This is a genomic window from Microcoleus sp. N9_B4, from assembly GCF_036701635.1.
Taxonomy (GTDB): Bacteria; Cyanobacteriota; Cyanobacteriia; order Cyanobacteriales; family Microcoleaceae; genus Microcoleus.
In genome coordinates this window covers 32,529-50,076 of record NZ_JAUBRC010000009.1, presented here as the reverse complement: position 1 = coordinate 50,076, position 17,548 = coordinate 32,529, and the positions used below count along the sequence as shown (strand labels likewise).

The window sequence follows — 17,548 nt, the reverse complement described above, 5'->3', positions numbered from 1 at the left end:
TTCGTCACCATTTAGATGTTAAAAAAAGAAGAAAAAAGGCAGAAGGAAGAAGGAAAAAGGAAGAAAGAAGAAGACCCAATTACCAATTCCCAATTACCAACTTCCCGTTACCAACTCCCCGTTACCAATTCCCCGTTACCACCTCCCCGTTACCAATTCTCAATTATAGATATGAACATGGTTGGTCAACTTTTAGATAGGCGTTATCGCGTAGTACAAATTCTCAGTTCAGGAGCTTTTGGACAAACTTATTTAGCTGTCGATACTCGCCGGCCGGGCCATCCTCAATGTGTAGTCAAACAACTGCGCCCTCCCAGCAACACTTCCACAGTTCTCAAAACAGCTTATCGCTTATTTAAACAAGAAGCAGAAATATTAGAAAAGCTGGGAAAACACGATCAAATTCCATTTTTACTAGCTTATTTTGAAGAAGCCAATCAATTCTACCTCGTCGAAGAGTTTGTGCCAGGACACGCTCTAAATAGGGAAATTGTGGCCGGTCAACCTTGGCGAGAAGAACGAGTGCTGGATCTGTTGGAAGAAGTGTTACAAGTTCTCGCCTTCGTACACTCTCAGGGAGTGATTCACCGCGATGTTAATCCCTCCAACTTAATCCGCCGCAAACCAGACGGCAAATTAGTTTTAATTGACTTTGGTTCGGTTAAAGAAGTTGCGAGTCACGTCAGCGAGTACGATACAGAATTTCCGCGCACCATTGCTACTGGAACTCCGGCTTATATGCCGATCGAACAATTTCAAGGCAACCCGCAATTTAGCAGTGACCTTTATGCAGTCGGGATGATGGCAGTCCAAGCTATCACTGGTTTACCCGGTACGGATTTGCCAAAATTGCAAGATCCGAGTCCTTCTCATACGGGGGAAATTGTTTGGCGAAACCGAGCTCAATGTTCTGTGGGATTAGCCAATATAATTGACAAAATGGTCTGTCACCAATTTGCCAAGCGCTATCAATCTGCGGATGAAGTTTTGCTAGCTCTCGGCAAGTTGAGACACCGCCAAGATCCTGTGAATACGGTTCACAAGAAAAGTGTTGCTCCCAGCTTAATGTCTTCTGATCGTTTTTCGTCACGTTTGGGAAGTCGATTGGGGTTGCTGATTTTGGCGGGCGTCGGGGCGGCAATAGTTCTGATATTTCTGTTTAGTTATTGGAGCCGCCCGAATCCGATTAAAGCTAAGGAATATTACGAACAGGGAGTGGAAAAGTCTCGCAATCAAGATGCGGATGCAGCTTTGCAGGCTTTTAATAAGTCAATTCAATTGAATCCTAAAAATGCTGAGAGTTTTTACCAGCGCGGTAATGCTAATTATGATTTAAAAAAGTATCAAGAAGCAATTGCGGATTATTCTCAGGCGATCTCTCTCAATCCTAAATATGTTCAGGCTTATTTTAACCGCGGCCTAGCCCGTCACGATTTTAACGATACGCGGGGAGCGATTGAGGATTACACTCAAGCTTTGAATCTCCAGCCAAACGATGTTGATACATATTATGAAAGAGGAGTTGCTTATTTAGAACTGCAAGATTACAAGGCCGCCATTCAGGATTTTACCGCAGTAATTCGGCGGCAGCCGAACCTTGTTAAAGCTTATCATTCGCGGGGGTTGGCTCGTGCTGGGAGTGGCGATTTGCAGGGGGGAATTGGAGATTATACTGAGGCAATTAAACTTGATGCTAAGAATGTTGATGCTTTTTACAGTCGCGGGAGAGCTCGCTTTCACCTAGGAGATTATCAGGGAGCTTTGGCGGATTATTCTCAGGTAATTGCGATCGATCCCAAGAGTGCAGATGCTTACGCTAATCGTTGTAGCACGCAGTTGAATTTGGGAGCGCATCAAGCGGCAATTGACGATTGCACTCAGGCAATTTCGCTGAGCGAGGAGGATGGGGTTCCTTACAACAATCGCTGCATTGCTTATTTAAATTTGAAGGATTATCCGAAAGCAATTGCCGATTGCACTCAAGCGCTGACAGTGAATCCGAATGATTTCAATGCTTTTAACAATCGTGGTTTAGCTCGCAGCGCCGGGGGTGACGCCCAGGGGGCGATCGCAGATTTTACAGCAGCAATCGGGTTCAATCCCAACAATGCTGAAGCTTACGCCAATCGGGCTAAGATTTATCAGGAGTTAAAGAATTACAATAGTGCGATCGCAGATTACGTGCAAGCTATTCGGATCAGTCCGAATTATGCTGCTGCTTACTACGGTAGAGGCATGGTTCGCCGCTCATTGGGAGACAAAGCAGGAGCAATTAGTGATTTAGAAAAAGCCGGCAAAATGTTTCTCGATCAAGGACTTACCGGCGGTTACAAAGATGCACAATTTGAGATTGAAAAGCTCAAGTAGTCAGTTGTCAGTTTTCAGTTGTCAGTTGTTAGTCATCGGTCAACAGTTAACAGTTAACAGTTAACAGTTAACAGTTAACAGTCAACAGTCAACAGTTAACAGTCAACAGTCAACAGTCAACAGTCAACAGTCAACAATGCCCCATGCCCAATTCCCTTTAAGAATTTTGAAGTCTCTTCACCAATTCATAAAACGGTTCCCAATTATCCTCAATAGCTATGGGTTCCCAAACAGCCTCAATTGTCGGTCTCAACAGCGATTGTTCGGGATTGTGCTTCCGCAACCTGTCCGCCATTTTGTCCATATCATCCGCAGACAAACTTTGCAAAACGTGACAATAAAAATGCCGCCAAGGTGCTATCAAATCCGTCGGTTCCGCCTCAGCAAAAATTTGACTAGCATCATCTCGCCAAGTGCCAGAGAACTGTCTTCGCAGTTCAAAAAAGAAATCGTGATAGGCTACTTGAGACTCCGCCAGCATTTTAATTGTCACCTTCAACAACTCATCTCCCTCCGCCTCTGGCAAATCCTCAAATCCCAATCTATTGAGCATCAACTTCCGATAAGCTGCATTATAATAATCGCCAAACTTTGCCAAACCCGCATCCATATCAGCTTGAGGAATCGCCGCTGCTAGCGGTTGCTGAAGCTTCTCTAAATTGTCCCTACAAATCAACGGTTGATTGCCGTAACAATACAGACCAGAATGGTCAAAATAAGCTGCTGTAAATTCCGGCTTGTAAGTTGGGATAAAAGCGAAAGGCCCGTAATCGAAACTTTCTCCAGTAATCGACATATTATCAGTATTCAGCACGGCCTGGCAAAATCCTGCTGCCATCCACTGAGCGACTAATTCAGCTACTCGCTTGACTAAATCTGCATAAAATAGCGCATATTTTTCGGCAGGCGAAACACCCGCATTACTTGCTTCTAAATGCAGTTTTGGATAGTAATATTCAATAACAAAATCTAAAAGTTTTTTAGTTAAATCCGGCCTGCGGATATAGTGCAACCTTTCAAAAGTTCCAAACCGGATGTGAGAATGACTGAAACGCACCATTACGGACGATCGCGTGGGTGATGGTTCGTCGCCCCGCCACAAAGCCTCACCCGTTTCAACTAAACTAAAACACCGAGATGTCCGAACTCCCAACCTGTGCAAAGCTTCGGCGGCTAAAACTTCGCGAATTCCCCCTTTGAGAGTGAGTCTACCATCAGCGTGCCGCGAGTAGGGCGTGCGGCCGGAACCTTTAGTGCCGAAGTCGTAAAGTCTGCTGTCAGTGCCGCGAACTTGGCCGTACAAAAAGCCTCTACCGTCGCCTAAATTCGGGTTGTATTCGTTGAATTGATAGCCGTGGTAACGGAGTGCGAGAAAGGGACGGACACAGTGAAATTCGCCGAACGCTTCGATGAAATGTTGGTCGGTTACTTGTGCGGGGTCTAAACCCAGTATCGGCAATAATTGGTCGTTGCGGAAGCGGAGAATGTGTTGCGGAAAATCAGCCGCAGGGACTTCATCAAAATAGTCGCCACCGAGGGATTCGATGGCGGGTTCGTAGTTGAGGGAAAGTAAGGGATTTGACATTTTTCTATTATATGCTGAAATTGGCGATCGCTCCAAATTATATACAAGTAAGGTGCAGACTGCATTGGTGTAAACAATTGCCTCAAACCCTTTGTATCTATCGTTTATAGCCGAGCCTGGCTCCTCCTTCCATCCCTGTGCTGTTTCATGCTCAAATTTTAGCATAGGTAAAGTTTGAGCATGAAACATTAATGTCTTCCTCGAAGGCGGAAAATTTAAACTGTCAATAAAATTGATAGTTTAATTAACCCTTTGCCTTGCTAAAAATGGGGTTGAAGGCGTAATTTGTTTCAATTTTAGTGGGATTAACCAGCTAATATACCAATTCCCTATTTAAAATTAGTCAACACCCCGTAAATCGCCCAAATCGCCATCGCCCGCAAATAGTGACTCGCCCGAAAAGTTCCCCCCGCCGTAATCGCTTCCGGCGTCCGAAACTGCAACCCATTTTCATAAATCTGCTTTACCACCGCATCCGTCAATTTAAAAGCTTTCTCCTCCATCCCCATCTGTACCAAAAAAGCCGCCAACCCAAAATTAATCCCCGTCCAAACTTCCAAAGGATGAGTCGCATTCGGATTTTCCGGCGAACCGTTCAGCATCACCCCATTTGCCGCACCGAACTCGCCATCGTTGAACTTCAAAAAGCAAGAATCATACACAGTTTCTAGAGCACTGGCTGCACATTCCGGCGGCACAATATCCGGTAATCCTAACAGTTTCGCGTAAAATTGACCGCACAATTGGTCTGCCATCACCACTTCCGATTTACTCTCGCTGTCCAAACGGTAATATTGACCGTTCCACAGTTTTTCTTGATAGCTCGGTCTTGCTTGTAGCAGCCAACTGTGATATAATGCTATCTTTGCTTGAGGGTTAGGAATTATCTCCGGTGCTGCATCTTCCAAGATTTCGCCGATCGCGATCGCAGCCTCCAGCGCCGCCAACCACAAACCGCCGCAATACGCACTTATCCCCCGCATTTGCCAGTCATCAAACGTCTGATCCGGTGCTCCCGAATTCTCAGGAATTCCGTCCCCATCCTCATCAAAAGTTTTCAGATAAGCCAAAGCCTCAACAATTGCCGGCCAACACTCTTGCAAAAACTCGCAATCTGTGCCGCCAGTCAACAGGAAATCCCGATAAACCTGCAACACAAAATCGCAAGGCAAATCCTTCCACAAATTGCAATCTTGATAGCTAGTATAATTCGTTTTCTCCCAAGGATGTTCGTTGGGAGCACCCAAATCGTGGGGCGTCGCACCGACAGCTTTTCTAATAGCCGAAGCTTGATTCCAGCCAATAATTCTCGGCGTATCGTCTCCGGCAGAAATTGCCCTAGCAAACGCTAAAACTACCGACTTTTCTAAATCCGGCCAAAGCATCAACAAAGCAAAAGAACCGTAAAGCCGCACATCCAAACTTTCGTACCAGCGGTAATCAATGCACTCCAAAACAGCAAATTGACCCTTCGGATCGCGTTCGTCAGCCGCACTCCAAAGAGTACCGCCGTCTGTCAGGGCGTATAACTCATTAAACAGCGCCATTTTAAAACTATCTGACAAATCTTTCCGTTCTAAAATCGGTTTTTGCCAAGCTTCAATATTTTCGCGCCAAGTATCCGAATGCTTCATTGCAGTGCGAATAATCGGCCAAGCATTTTTGCCGTTGCGGCCGAAGAAATCTGTGTAGCGACGGTAGTACCAAACTCCCGATGCAAACTCAGTAACGGGCAAATCCCAAGCTATAATAAAGGGAATTTTGCGAGTTTTTCCCGGTCGAAGAGTAAAGCGAACTGCGATCGCACAAGCCAACTGTTCTCCGGCGGCTGCGGCTGTCTCGTCTTTGTCATCCAACAAGAAACCTTCTGCAGAAAAGTTGCGCCAAACATCCTCGCCATTCCCCGCCGGGTTCCAGCGAGTTTGATAGAATACTTCTACCGCCGGATTAGTAATAGTTGCGATCGCCCATTGTCCATCCCCCTCTTGCGGTTCGTCCTCAGCAGTCAACCGCGTCATCACGCAACCGATTCGGTGAAAATCTTCCACCAACAAATTCAAATTTCCGGCACTTTCTCCCCACCGGGATTGATAATCATAAAATGGACTGCCATCATCTCGCACCATCACTTCCGGCGACTTGTTGGCATTAGTAAACCAACCGACAATATTCTCCCAAGTCAGCATGATGCTGAGAGTTATCGGCGTATCTGTAGGATTGTGTGCCACCCATTCAAACATGGCAACTGGGTAACTGCTTTCCTGATAGTTATCAGGCAAAATCGGCGAAAATTGCTCGCAGCTTAATTGAGCCTGAAACACATTTTCATAAACAAACCAACTCCGCGGATACAAAGCATGATAAGTCCCCGAAGATTGAAATTTTTCCTTCTCTTCCCTTCTTGCGTCTGCGTTCAGAATTCCATCCGTTACATCCGTTACATAATCCGTTGCCGAACTTCCTTCCGATGGATACCATTTCCAACTCGATAAACTGCCATCGGTAGGCGGTTCAGTGGACAGTGCAAAAGCTTGTTTCTTGCCTTGAGTTTCTTCAAAAACGCTGAACTGACAAGCGGGCAAACTGCGAAAAATGTGCTCGCCGCCGTCAATATGCCAGAGGTTGAAGTCGCCGCGGGACGATCGCCCGATGCAGCCGGCACCGAACCCGCCCAGAGGCATTCCGTGCCACGGCCCGTCGTCAAGATTGCTTGCGTAGCGGACTGTATAAGGATTTTCCCAGCCCAGACCGATCGGGCGTTTCCAGGTTTGTGGGGGGATGTTTGGATTGGATGTGCGATCGTTCATGATAGGTGTTAGTGGCAAAGGCGATCGGTGCGATTCCGGCAGAGCTTTAATAGTATATATAGGACTTACACAAAAAACCCAGTTTCTGATTTAGATTTTAGATTTTAGATTGCAGCAAGCCACTTGATCGGGGCAGAATATAATCAGCGATCGACATCTTGGAAAAATAAGATATTGCGCCCCGATCACCTCTGCCTACGCCCTAGGTCTATAAAAAGCTTGAGATTATTTATTGGAGAGGTCTATTGGCAAAACCTTGATTTCTATAAACCAGCCCTTAGTTCTTATTGCAACTGTTCCAGGGCATCTCGCACGTCAACCAGATGGTTGTTAAATACTTCTAACGCGGCATCCAAAATCTTGAAAATAGCCCGGTCACGAATGGAATAGAACACAAAGTTGCCCTGTTTGCGACTTGTCACCAAATTCCTGCTTCGTAACACGGCTAATTGCTGAGAGATAGACGAAGGCTCTATTTCCAGCCAGTCAGCGATATCGTTGACGCTGCGCTCTTGTGTTCGCAGGGTATCTAGAATCTGAATCCGCACTGGATTAGACAACACCTTGAACAAGTCTGCTTTAAAATCGCTCGGTTTCAATGCCATTCTATTACCTAAGTATTCTTAAAGCTTTTTGGGTCATCTTAACATTCTGATGTTCTGTCATACAAGTGACCGTCTGGAGTAATCCGGGGGGCGTTAAGGTATCGATTTCTATTGATTCTTATAGAATAGACTTAGTGCTTTTGAGTAATTACCTGTATTGATTCACTTGGCGGTCGATCGATCGTGATGGTTCTGGCATCGCCGGTGGTTAACACTCGTTGCTTACCGAAGGTTGTCCACAAACCCCTGGCATGACGTTCATACTGACGGATGCGGTCGGCCCCAAGCGGTTGATGAACGTGGTTAGGGATGATAATCAGATCGGGGCTGCAATAGTTGAATACTTCTGGGAAGTAACCATCTTCTTGCCCGTGATTGGAAGCGACAAATAGGTTGACTTGGCGAAGTCGATCGCGAAATTTAGGATTTCGGAATAAACCGCGCTACCCTTGTGTCTTCAAATTACCGGGAAAGATCGTATTGAGATCCCGAGCAGATAGGAAGGTAACTAGGCTGAGATTATGAACGTCCAGAAACTCTGAATACTGGTTGCAGAAAAAAGCAATAGTCACATCCCCTAGATGAATCCTTTGATCTACATTTGTCTGCCCATTATAAACTTTGTTTAACAGTCTTAGCTCTTTCCCCGTGCCGGGATTCCGAACGGCTAACTCAGGAACACTATTTGCATCAATTGATGGATTAGCAATCAAATAATCAATCGAAAAATTATGTTCCAATAAATGACTCACTCGTTAAATCAGAGAAGCCTTTTAAATGCTCTTCGGTGTAAGCTGGTACGATTAAGTAATCGAGGTGACGGGTTCGATGATTTAGAAAATACCAGCTCGGTCGAAAATTATTGCGAAAACTGTAGCCACAGTCAATCATGGCTGTACGATAGTCATCGGCTTCAATGGCAGAGCAAAAGCCAATATCGACATCAAAAATTTTAATTTTCATTGTCTTTGCTACTCTACAAAAAACAAGCTGCTGTGCCGCTCGATCGCACTTTAATTAGGAATAAAATCGAATATGACAGCATAAAATGCCGTCGGTCGCGATCGCCTCAGAAAGTGCAGATGGGCGCTCGCATCTGTACGAGAAAAATATCGAGCAAGAACAATGTTTTGGAAATTAGGGAGAAGGCGGACAACGCACCAACGCCGACATGAATCTTCAGTTCCATTTAGAAAAGGTCGTTCAATGTAACCCATCTCGGTGTATATGTTTGATCCAGTTTTAACTATCTACGAGTACCAACCGCAGAGGGTTAATCCTCGTAGATGATGGCTATTGCAGCAGCGAGGTAAAAATTCCCTGGTGGATTGCTGGTTGCCACAATCTAGCACGAGTGTTAATCTATATGCAAGACTTTGAATATAGCAAGATATGAAAGTTTACACACCTAGCGAGATTTTAAAACTCAATGACAGTAGTAAACGGTTTCATGGGTGGTCTGCGGTTTTGGTTCGATCGCACCTTTGCTCATTGGCGAGGTGATTTGACTGGTGGGCTGACTGCTGCCGTGGTTGCCCTTCCTCTGGCCTTGGCGTTTGCTGTGGCTAGTGGCGTCGAACCTAAAGCCGGACTCTACACGGCAATTGTGGCGGGCATCGTGGCGGCGGTATTTGGTGGTTCCCCGGTGCAGATTACAGGGCCGACGGGAGCGATGGCGGTAGTCCTGATTGGGATTGTCACCCAATATGGTATCGAGAAGGTGTGGATTGCCGGGGTAATGGCAGGAATTATTCAAGTTGCCCTGGGCGTCGCCAAACTAGGTAGACTGGTCAAGTTTATTCCCTATCCAGTCACAGCAGGTTTTACCAACGGCATCGCTGTGATTATTTTTTGCGGACAGTTGAATAATTTCTTTGGGTTGCAGTTGCCCCGTAGTGAACATTTTTTACCGGGCATCTGGCAAACCCTTACCCATTGGGAAGGATTAAACCTTGAGGCAGTCGGGTTGGCAACTGTGGTGATTCTAACCAAGCTATTTTGGACAAGGATTACGACTGCCATACCGGGTTCATTGGTAGGGTTGGTGCTGGCAACGGCGATCGCCTCCTTCTTTCACCTCGATGTTCCCACCATTGGTTCTATCCCACAATCGTTGCCGATGCCCCAAGGGATTCCCCACGCTAATGATTTTAGGGTGATCCGAGAATTGATTAATCCGGCATTAGCTTTAGCCGCATTGGGCAGTATTGAATCGCTGCTATCTGCTGTGGTTGCCGATGGTATGACTGTTAGCGAGAAACACAACAGCGATCGCGAACTGATTGGTCAGGGCTTAGCAAACATTGTGGTTCCATTCTTTGGCGGTATTCCAGCAACGGGAGCGATCGCCCGTACAGCGGTGAATGTGCGATCGGGTGGCAAAACCCGGTTGTCTGGAGTCATTCACGGGGTTGCACTGGCAATCATCGTTTTGACATTAGCACCTTTAGCCGCTCAAGTTCCCCTGGCAGCATTGGCAGGAATTTTGATGGTGACGAGTGTGCGGATGATTGAGTGGGAAGCGATCGGCTTACTGATGCGGGCAACCTACTCCGACTTCGCCGTCATGATGCTTACTTGGATGGTCACCATTCTGTTTGATTTGGTGCTGGCGGTGGAGGTCGGGCTAATTGCTGCTGGGGCGTTATTCATTAAGCGGATGAGCGAGCTCAATTTGGCGAAAATCCCCGAAACAGAAGCCTTTCCGCCCGGTGTACCCCTTGAATTGAGCAAACAAATTGCCGTTTATCGGGTTGATGGGCCTGTATTTTTTGGGGCAGCAGAGCGGTTTGTTACCTTCCTGCGGGATGAACCTGAAGTGAAGTATCTAATTTTGCGGATGCGGTTCGTACCCAATATGGACACTACTGGAATCGTGGCCTTGGAAGACATCTATCGTGATTTGAAACGACATAACTGTCGCCTTCTTTTGACTGGATTACAGCCTGAAGTTCAAAACTTGTTAGAACGCAGCGGATTGCTGGACAAAATTGGTAAAGAAAACTGTTTCGAGACCACCGATGCAGCAGTTTGCGCCTTAACTCCAACGGCAATCAGTTGTCCTCTTTCTCCTCCATCAGTTAGTCAGTCTGAAGAACTGATTAAACGCTGAAAATGCCACTGCTCCTAGTTTCATCTTTTGTATCTACCGTCAAAGGGAACTCTTCACCAACCGTTCAACCGATGAAAATAGGAGCAACAATTCAGCAACTATTGTCATCGTTAAATTGCGATGATCAACTTCCGCCATGTCTGTTTGGAGAAACTTACTAATGCATACATTTGACATTGAAATTATTGGCACTCATCACGAAAATTGTCATTTTCTAGAAGACAATGTTTTAACGGCGATCGCTAAACTGGGCATCACCGCAAAAGTTAACTGCATTGCAGATATTGAAGAAGTGAAACGACGAAGACTGCGCTCTACTCCAGCCTTAGTGATTGATGGCAAGGTTGTGAGTCAAGGGCGGCAGGTTTCATCAAAAAAAATCCAATCTTTCCTTCTGGAATTGACTCATTTGTCCGATGGTGGAGATTTTATGAGTCGAATGTTTTAGGAGAGGAAGTATCTGATACGTGAAAAAGTGCTACAATTTTTTCCATACCCTTACCAATCGCTTAAAACCAGCGCTTTTTCAGCGCGGAAGTTGTCACAATATCGATCGAGGAATGTTTCAAAAGTTAAGATTTTTGGCGCGGTGTAAGCCATTGGAAACTAATAGTTTTTTGCTGAAATTCTTATTCTATCAACTAACCAAATCCCAAATCAGAACCTTTCCCCGCGTGAACCAGAGCCAACTTTTCGTAACGCTTAGCGTGTTCCACCAACTCCGCAGCTTCTTCCTCAGAGACATCCCGCAGGCGCTTGGCAGGCACTCCCGCAACTAGCGTGTGAGGGGGAACGTCCTTGGTGACAACCGCCCCTGCACCGACGATAGAGCCTGTTCCCACCCTGACTCCATCGAGGACGATCGCCCCAATCCCGATCAGGCAGCCCCGTTCAATGTAAGCTGAGTGAATCACGGCTCGGTGTCCGACTGTCACGAAATCTTCCAAAACAGTCGGTTTTCCCGGATCGCCGTGCAGAATTGCTCCATCTTGGATATTGGTAGTTGAGCCGATCGCAATTCGCTCTACATCCCCCCGCACTACCGCCCCGTACCAGATACTAGCGCCCGCTGCCACCTCAACCCTGCCGATGACCACAGCACCTTCAGCGACAAAAGCCGCTTGGGATAGATCGGGCCTGGGCCAATAGGAAGGAAGTGCAGGCAGAGGTTCGTTGAGATTGCTCATTTGTTGGTCGATCGTTATAGCTGGTAAAAGTATAGTCATTTATAGACATGGGAGGCTTCCAGTCCCTCCCCTTTCACTTTTACTTTGAGCGGATTAACCCGCCTCGGCCCAAGTACGCAGCTCTCTATCCCATCGCTGAACGCATTTGGGATTGCTTTTCTGAGAATGTTATACGAAGCATTCACATCGGAATTAATTAACTGACCCGTCGATGTTTTGTACAAACCTCGCTTGATCCGTTTACCAGTGAACACAGGCTCTTTTTCTGTTTTTCCGTAAACAGGAATTGGGTCTAAACCTAAAAAACTGGATCGGGATGTGTAGGATTCTTCCTGCACAATTACTGTGATTCCCACCAAGCGAGCTTTGTATTCTAACATCTCAATTAATCGAGAGTGAGGAAGATTGACAAAGTTTTGATTGGTTTGCTTCCCTAACTCGATTTCTGTTTTCCACTGCGCGTTCTTGCCAATTACTAGCGTCCCAATCTGCTTGGCGAGCAAAAGGTTAATAATTAGACGGCTAGCATGATGTAAGTAATTGTCAACTTTTTGATTGCGACAGCGAGTTAAGCGCTGAATCCGGGGTGATGTTTTGCGATTCCCTTTGAACTGGGATTGCAATCTTGAAGAGCGCTTGTTGTAGAACTGGTTAATTGATTTCAATGGTCGCCCGTTAATCAACAAAGGGGTAAAACCCGGTTGATTTGAAGTTAACGCCACTAAATTGTCCAGCCCTAAATCAATACTAGCTACAGAGTTTGCGTTGCTGACAGTGGACTCCGGTTCATCATAAATCACCTCAATCACATAGGAATCACATTTCGGAACCAGCCTGACTTGGCAAACCTGGTCGGGATTGACTTTGGTTTTAATTGAAAGTTCAGTGCCGGAAAGTTTAATGATTCCTTTCTTCAACTGTTTACTACTAATCGCTTGAATCGTGTATACGAGAAGATTTCGCCCTTTGACCTTATCTTTGTACTTTGGAAATTTCGGGCGACCAGTGAACTTAGAGGAATCAACTTTGTAAGCTTTAACTGCTTCAAAAAACGATTTCCAATTCTTGTCTAGCACCATCAATATTTGCTGACTAACCTTGGCAGGCAAAGCCTTGTATGCCTCATGAGACTTCATCAATCGGTTCATTTCGTTGTAATTGACATAACCCCATCCATAAATAAAACTCTGACGAATGACGTAATTGGTGGCATTGTAGAGGTTTTTGGACTTGAAAGCTAGTTCGTCAATTTGGGCGAAACGGTGTTCCGTCGATTTAATGATGTGCCTCTCTGTTAGCGGCATTTGAGACTTCCGTTCTTTGGGCTGTGCGTATTCCTTGTTCAACACTCATAGCGATATGATACCATTATTGTTTATAATTGCTTATAAACTCAACGAAGTTTTACAATAGGGGATATAATAAGAGTATTTGGCACTTTTGCAGAGAAAATATGCTGGGACGCAAATAAATGATTGAAGTTGCCTTGCAATACCCGATGTTTGGCCCGGAAATTCAGTGTCCCCACTGTCGCCAAACAATTCCGGCTCTAACGCTCACGGATACCTATTTGTGTCCGCGTCACGGGGCATTTGAGGCAGATCCAAAAACGGGGGAACTGGTTCACCTTCAGTCTGGGCGGCACTGGCGCCGCTGGGAGAGTGAATGGTATCGCCAGCACACGCACCCGGACGGGATTCGGTTTGAAATTCACGAAGCGCTCGATCGACTCTATACTCAAGGCTACCGAGCAACTCGCGTGATCGTTGCTCAACGCTATCGAGACTTAATCAGCGCTTATTTGGAACGCAGCACGCCTTGGCGAGGCCAGTCGGAATCGCCCCGGCCGAGACTGTACGGTTTGCCTGTGGATTTTAGCCCCGATCCCCAAGAAGACCCTTGTTGGGAAGTGATTAATTTTGATTTGGAAAAAGAGCCGGGAGTTCCGATTAGATATCCCTATTTTCGGTTGTTTGAATAGTTATTAGTCATTAGTCCTTAGTCATTAGTCATTAGGCAGTGGTTATTGGTTATTGGTTATTAGTTATTAGTTTATTAGTAATACCAATTTTAAAAAAGAATGCAACAGTATTCTTGTTCCCCCCCGCAATGCAGCGGGGGGGCTAGGGGGGGTAGAAGAGTGTTGCACGATTTTAGAGAAATGGTATAAGTATTAGGTAACAAATAACAACTGACAACTGCCAACTGCCAACTGCCAACTGACAACTGTCAACTGACAAAATCAAATGCACCACGCCTCGATTCGCACTGCTAACATTCACCGGGCGATCGCCTTTTACGAACAGTTGGGATTTACTGTGAGCGATCGCTTTACCACAGGTTACACTCTAGCCTGTTGGATGGAAGGTCTCAACGGACGCATCGAACTAATTCAAATCCCCGAACCAAAACCCGCACCGGATGCTTTCGGAGACGAGCATTATGTTGGATATTATCATTTATCTTTCGATTTAACTGAGGCGACAAGTGACTTGCCTAGCTGGTTGCAGTCTCTGAAAGAACGGTTTGAGGAAGCTGCGAAAGACCAACCAAACCAGTTTCAAGCTTTAAAAGTTTTATTAGAACCGACTCAACAGGCGATCGGGCAAAATGTTTACGAAGTAGCTTTTATTGCCGATACAGACGGTTTGCCTTTAGAGTTTATCCGGCGGCTTAATTAGTTAATTACTAACGAATAGGGATAATCATTCTCTCTCTCAATCTGAAACTGAGAATAGTTATTACTCTTAATCCCTAATAACGTTCTCTATCAACTTAGCAATATTTTTCTAAAATATACTAGATTTTTCACTCAAAATCTAGTATATTTTATTTTTCACTATATAATATGAATATCTATTCATACTATCATGTGTTAGAATAAACCCAGGAAAAACCATGCAAAAAGCCAAATCGAGCGATTCCGGCTGCTGTAGTCACGACGACCACCAGGAACACAGCCCTGAGAATCATAACCACAACGACCACGGCCACGACCACGACCACGACCACGGGAACGGAGATTTTAACCTCAAGCAAGAATTGATTCCTGTGATACTGGTTGTTGTACTATTTGTCGGCGGTTTAATTTTTGAAGAAAAACTCCACAACACGCCCTATTCTATAGGTGAATATCTGGTTTTCATCCCAGCCTATCTTTTAAGCGGATGGAATGTTTTAACCAGTGCGGGTCGCAATATTCTGCGAGGTCGATTTTTTGATGAAAATTTCTTAATGACTGTAGCAACACTCGGCGCTGTCGCTATTCACAAACTCCCTGAAGCAGTTGGGGTGATGTTGTTTTTCAAAATCGGAGAACTTTTTCAAGAATTTGCGATCGGGCGATCGCGTCAATCAATTCGATCGCTTTTAGAAATTCGCCCAGACAGCGCCAACCTCAAAGCAAATGGCGACATCAAAAAAGTTTCGCCAGAAACCGTAGCCGTCGGCGATATCATCCTTGTCAAACCGGGAGAAAAAATCCCATTAGACGGGGAAATTATCGACGGCAATTCTCAGATTGACACATCTGCACTCACTGGAGAATCAGTACCTCGAACCGTGAAAGTTGGAGAAACAGTTCTAGCAGGAACAATTAACCAGACAGGAGTTCTCACCGTCAAAGTTAACAAACTATTCGGCGAATCTTCAATCTCCCGAATTCTGGAATTAGTAGAAAATGCCCGAAGCAAAAAAGCTGAAACTGAGAAATTTATCAGCAAATTTGCCAGTTACTACACGCCTTTTGTCGTATTTGCATCGCTAGCAGTGGCTTTAATTCCGCCTTTGTTCATTTCAGAAGCAACTAATGCCGATCGCTTTTTATGGGTTTACCGCGCCCTTGTCTTGTTAGTTATTTCCTGTCCTTGCGGATTGGTTATTAGCATTCCTCTGGGATACTTTGGGGGAATTGGCGGTGCAGCCAAGCGCGGTATTTTGGTTAAAGGAGCGACTTTTTTAGATACCCTGACAGCAGTCAAGACAGTTGTTTTGGACAAAACAGGAACTTTGACAAAAGGAGTTTTTAAAGTAGCACAAATTGTGCCTGCAAATGGTTTTCTCCAAACAGAGTTAATGGCAATAGCGGCTAAAGTAGAATCTCACTCCAATCACCCTGTCGCGAAATCTATTCTGGAAGCTTACGGTGGAAAAATAGATTCATCGGATGTGAAAGATTACAAAGAAATAGCGGGACACGGCATCCGAGCAAAAGTAAATAATCAAATTGTGCTGGCGGGAAATGACCGTTTGCTGCACCGAGAAAATATTGCTCACGATGTCTGCAATGCTGAAGGTACGATCGTGCATTTAGCGGTAGACAACCGCTACGCTGGGTATATTTTGATTGCTGACGAGCTTAAGGAAGACGCAGTACAGGCTATTCGCGACCTCAAGAAACTGGGTGTTGAGCGAATCGTGATGCTCACAGGAGATAATCAAGCTGTAGCCGATAGTGTTGCGAAAAAGCTCGGTTTAGATTCCTACTTAGCCGAGTTATTACCCGAAGGAAAAGTAGAGGCGATCGAAAAATTGATCGGTCAATCTAAAAAAAACGATAAAATTGTCTTTGTTGGAGATGGAATTAATGATGCACCAGTGCTTGCTAGGGCTGATGTGGGCATAGCGATGGGGGGTTTGGGCTCCGATGCGGCGATCGAAACTGCCGATGTTGTAATTATGTCAGATGCACCGTCAAAGGTGGCTGAAGCCATCAAAATTGCCCGAAAAACTCACAATATAGTTTGGCAAAATATCATTTTTGCCATGTCAGTCAAAGGCATATTTATTGCTTTGGGTGCTTTTGGGTTAGCTACCATGTGGGAGGCAGTTTTTGCTGATGTTGGGGTGGCTTTAGCAGCTATTTTTAATGCGACTAGAGTTTTGAAATAGAGTGTTCGCAGGGCGGGCATTGCCCACCTTACGCCACAATTGAAACATACATTTTGAGGTCAAAAATACTATGCGTCGTCAACGTTCTCAGCCCTGGATTCACCGCTATTCTCGTCCCATCACGGCAGGAATTGCCTCGATAGGGGCTGCGATCACTGCTTATCTAACAGTGGTCAAGTTATCCAACGGAACGGCAGTTTGTCCGATCGAAGGCTGCGATATCGTGCTTTCGAGTCCCTATGCCTATGTCTTTGGTTTTCCTCTTTCTTTGTTCGGTTTTTTGGGTTATTTGAGCATGATAGTTTTTGCCGTAGCTCCCCTACTTGTTAATCCCGCAGAACAGAAGAGTCTCCGCTCTAAGTTAGAGTCTTGGACGGGAATATTTCTGTTTGCTGGTAGCACAGCTATGACGATTTTCAGCGGCTATCTGATGTATGTACTGGCTGTTGATATCAAAGCAGCTTGTATTTACTGTATTGCGTCTGCTTTGTTTGCAACTAGCTTGTTTGTCTTAGCATTAATCGGTCGCGAATGGGATGATATCGGGCAACTATTTTTTATAGGAATTCTGGTGTCTATGTTAGTGCTGATTTCCTCTCTGGCTCTTTATGCCGATGTCAATAATCTCGGTACAGCTAAGGAAACAAGTATGAATACCACAACATCTTCTGGTACTTCAGAGATTGCTTTAGCCCGACATTTAAAAAGAGTGGGAGCTAAAATGTACGGCTCCTTTACCTGCGATCACTGTCAGATGCAGAAGGAAAGTTTTGGCAAAGAAGCGGCTCGCATTATCAATTATATCGAGTGCAATCCACAAGGGAAAAATGCTCGTCGCGATCTTTGCGAAGCTGCCAAGATTCAGGGTACTCCTACTTGGGAAATTAATGGTAAGTTTTACCCAGGGCAAAAATCTTTGCAGGAGTTAGCTGATTTATCTGGCTATCAGGGAACTCGCGAATTTAAAGAGATCTCAAATCAGGAACGTTGACAAG

Annotated in this window: 14 protein-coding genes; 8 read left to right on the top strand and 6 right to left on the bottom strand. The window is 45.4% G+C overall.

Annotated elements, in window-relative coordinates:
• The first annotated feature begins 177 nt into the window (after positions 1–177).
• Positions 178–2,367, top strand: a complete 2,190-nt coding sequence (locus QUA43_RS08330) for a tetratricopeptide repeat protein (RefSeq protein ID WP_445301956.1) — start codon at positions 178–180, stop codon at positions 2,365–2,367.
• Between the two features lie 157 nt (positions 2,368–2,524).
• Here QUA43_RS08330 and QUA43_RS08325 read toward each other — a convergent pair whose 3' ends face one another.
• The 4 genes from QUA43_RS08325 to QUA43_RS08310 all read right to left on the bottom strand — a co-directional run bounded on the left by QUA43_RS08325 (position 2,525) and on the right by QUA43_RS08310 (position 8,327).
• Entirely contained in the window at positions 2,525–3,952 is a 1,428-nt protein-coding gene (locus QUA43_RS08325; RefSeq protein ID WP_333372919.1) for a protein adenylyltransferase SelO family protein, read from the bottom strand.
• A gap of 329 nt (positions 3,953–4,281) precedes the next feature.
• On the bottom strand, positions 4,282–6,759 hold the full coding sequence (locus QUA43_RS08320) for a GH116 family glycosyl hydrolase (RefSeq protein WP_333372666.1): 2,478 nt from the start codon (positions 6,757–6,759) through the stop codon (positions 4,282–4,284).
• Positions 6,760–7,043: 284 nt separating this feature from the next.
• Positions 7,044–7,364 carry a metalloregulator ArsR/SmtB family transcription factor gene (locus QUA43_RS08315; RefSeq protein ID WP_333199504.1) on the bottom strand — a complete coding sequence of 107 codons (321 nt, stop codon included), beginning with the start codon at positions 7,362–7,364 and terminating at the stop codon, positions 7,044–7,046.
• 729 nt (positions 7,365–8,093) lie between these two features.
• A complete protein-coding gene (locus QUA43_RS08310; protein WP_333372664.1) occupies positions 8,094–8,327 on the bottom strand; it encodes a hypothetical protein in 234 nt (77 codons plus the stop codon).
• On the opposite strand from QUA43_RS08310, the gene QUA43_RS08305 reads away from it, so the two are divergent.
• The 3 genes from QUA43_RS08305 (at position 8,327) to QUA43_RS08295 (ending at position 10,924) form a co-directional block, all read left to right on the top strand.
• Positions 8,327–8,539 carry a hypothetical protein gene (locus tag QUA43_RS08305; protein WP_333372662.1) on the top strand — a complete coding sequence of 71 codons (213 nt, stop codon included), beginning with the start codon at positions 8,327–8,329 and terminating at the stop codon, positions 8,537–8,539. The two genes, QUA43_RS08310 and QUA43_RS08305, sit on opposite strands and share 1 nt — an antisense overlap.
• 254 nt (positions 8,540–8,793) lie before the next feature.
• A complete protein-coding gene (locus tag QUA43_RS08300) occupies positions 8,794–10,476 on the top strand; it encodes a SulP family inorganic anion transporter (protein ID WP_333372660.1) in 1,683 nt (560 codons plus the stop codon).
• Positions 10,477–10,636: 160 nt separating this feature from the next.
• Positions 10,637–10,924 (top strand): thioredoxin family protein, encoded by a 288-nt coding sequence (locus QUA43_RS08295; RefSeq protein WP_333372658.1) that lies wholly within the window; start codon positions 10,637–10,639, stop codon positions 10,922–10,924.
• A 193-nt stretch (positions 10,925–11,117) separates the two neighbouring features.
• On the opposite strand, the gene QUA43_RS08290 is transcribed toward QUA43_RS08295, so the two are convergent.
• Complete coding sequence (locus QUA43_RS08290) at positions 11,118–11,663, bottom strand: gamma carbonic anhydrase family protein (protein ID WP_333372916.1); 546 nt, start codon at positions 11,661–11,663, stop codon at positions 11,118–11,120.
• Between the two features lie 35 nt (positions 11,664–11,698).
• Positions 11,699–12,967 (bottom strand): transposase, encoded by a 1,269-nt coding sequence (locus tag QUA43_RS08285; RefSeq protein WP_333372656.1) that lies wholly within the window; start codon positions 12,965–12,967, stop codon positions 11,699–11,701.
• Positions 12,968–13,134: 167 nt separating this feature from the next.
• Here QUA43_RS08285 and QUA43_RS08280 point away from each other — a divergent pair, with 167 nt between their 5' ends.
• The 4 genes from QUA43_RS08280 to QUA43_RS08265 all read left to right on the top strand — a co-directional run bounded on the left by QUA43_RS08280 (position 13,135) and on the right by QUA43_RS08265 (position 17,544).
• Positions 13,135–13,644 (top strand): TIGR02652 family protein, encoded by a 510-nt coding sequence (locus QUA43_RS08280; RefSeq protein WP_172187154.1) that lies wholly within the window; start codon positions 13,135–13,137, stop codon positions 13,642–13,644.
• A 265-nt stretch (positions 13,645–13,909) separates the two neighbouring features.
• Positions 13,910–14,344, top strand: a complete 435-nt coding sequence (locus QUA43_RS08275) for a VOC family protein (protein ID WP_333372654.1) — start codon at positions 13,910–13,912, stop codon at positions 14,342–14,344.
• A 217-nt stretch (positions 14,345–14,561) separates the two neighbouring features.
• Positions 14,562–16,553, top strand: coding sequence for a heavy metal translocating P-type ATPase (locus QUA43_RS08270; protein WP_333372651.1), 1,992 nt, complete (start codon positions 14,562–14,564; stop codon positions 16,551–16,553).
• Between the two features lie 70 nt (positions 16,554–16,623).
• On the top strand, positions 16,624–17,544 hold the full coding sequence (locus QUA43_RS08265; protein WP_333372649.1) for a vitamin K epoxide reductase family protein: 921 nt from the start codon (positions 16,624–16,626) through the stop codon (positions 17,542–17,544).
• The last annotated feature ends 4 nt before the right edge of the window (positions 17,545–17,548 follow it).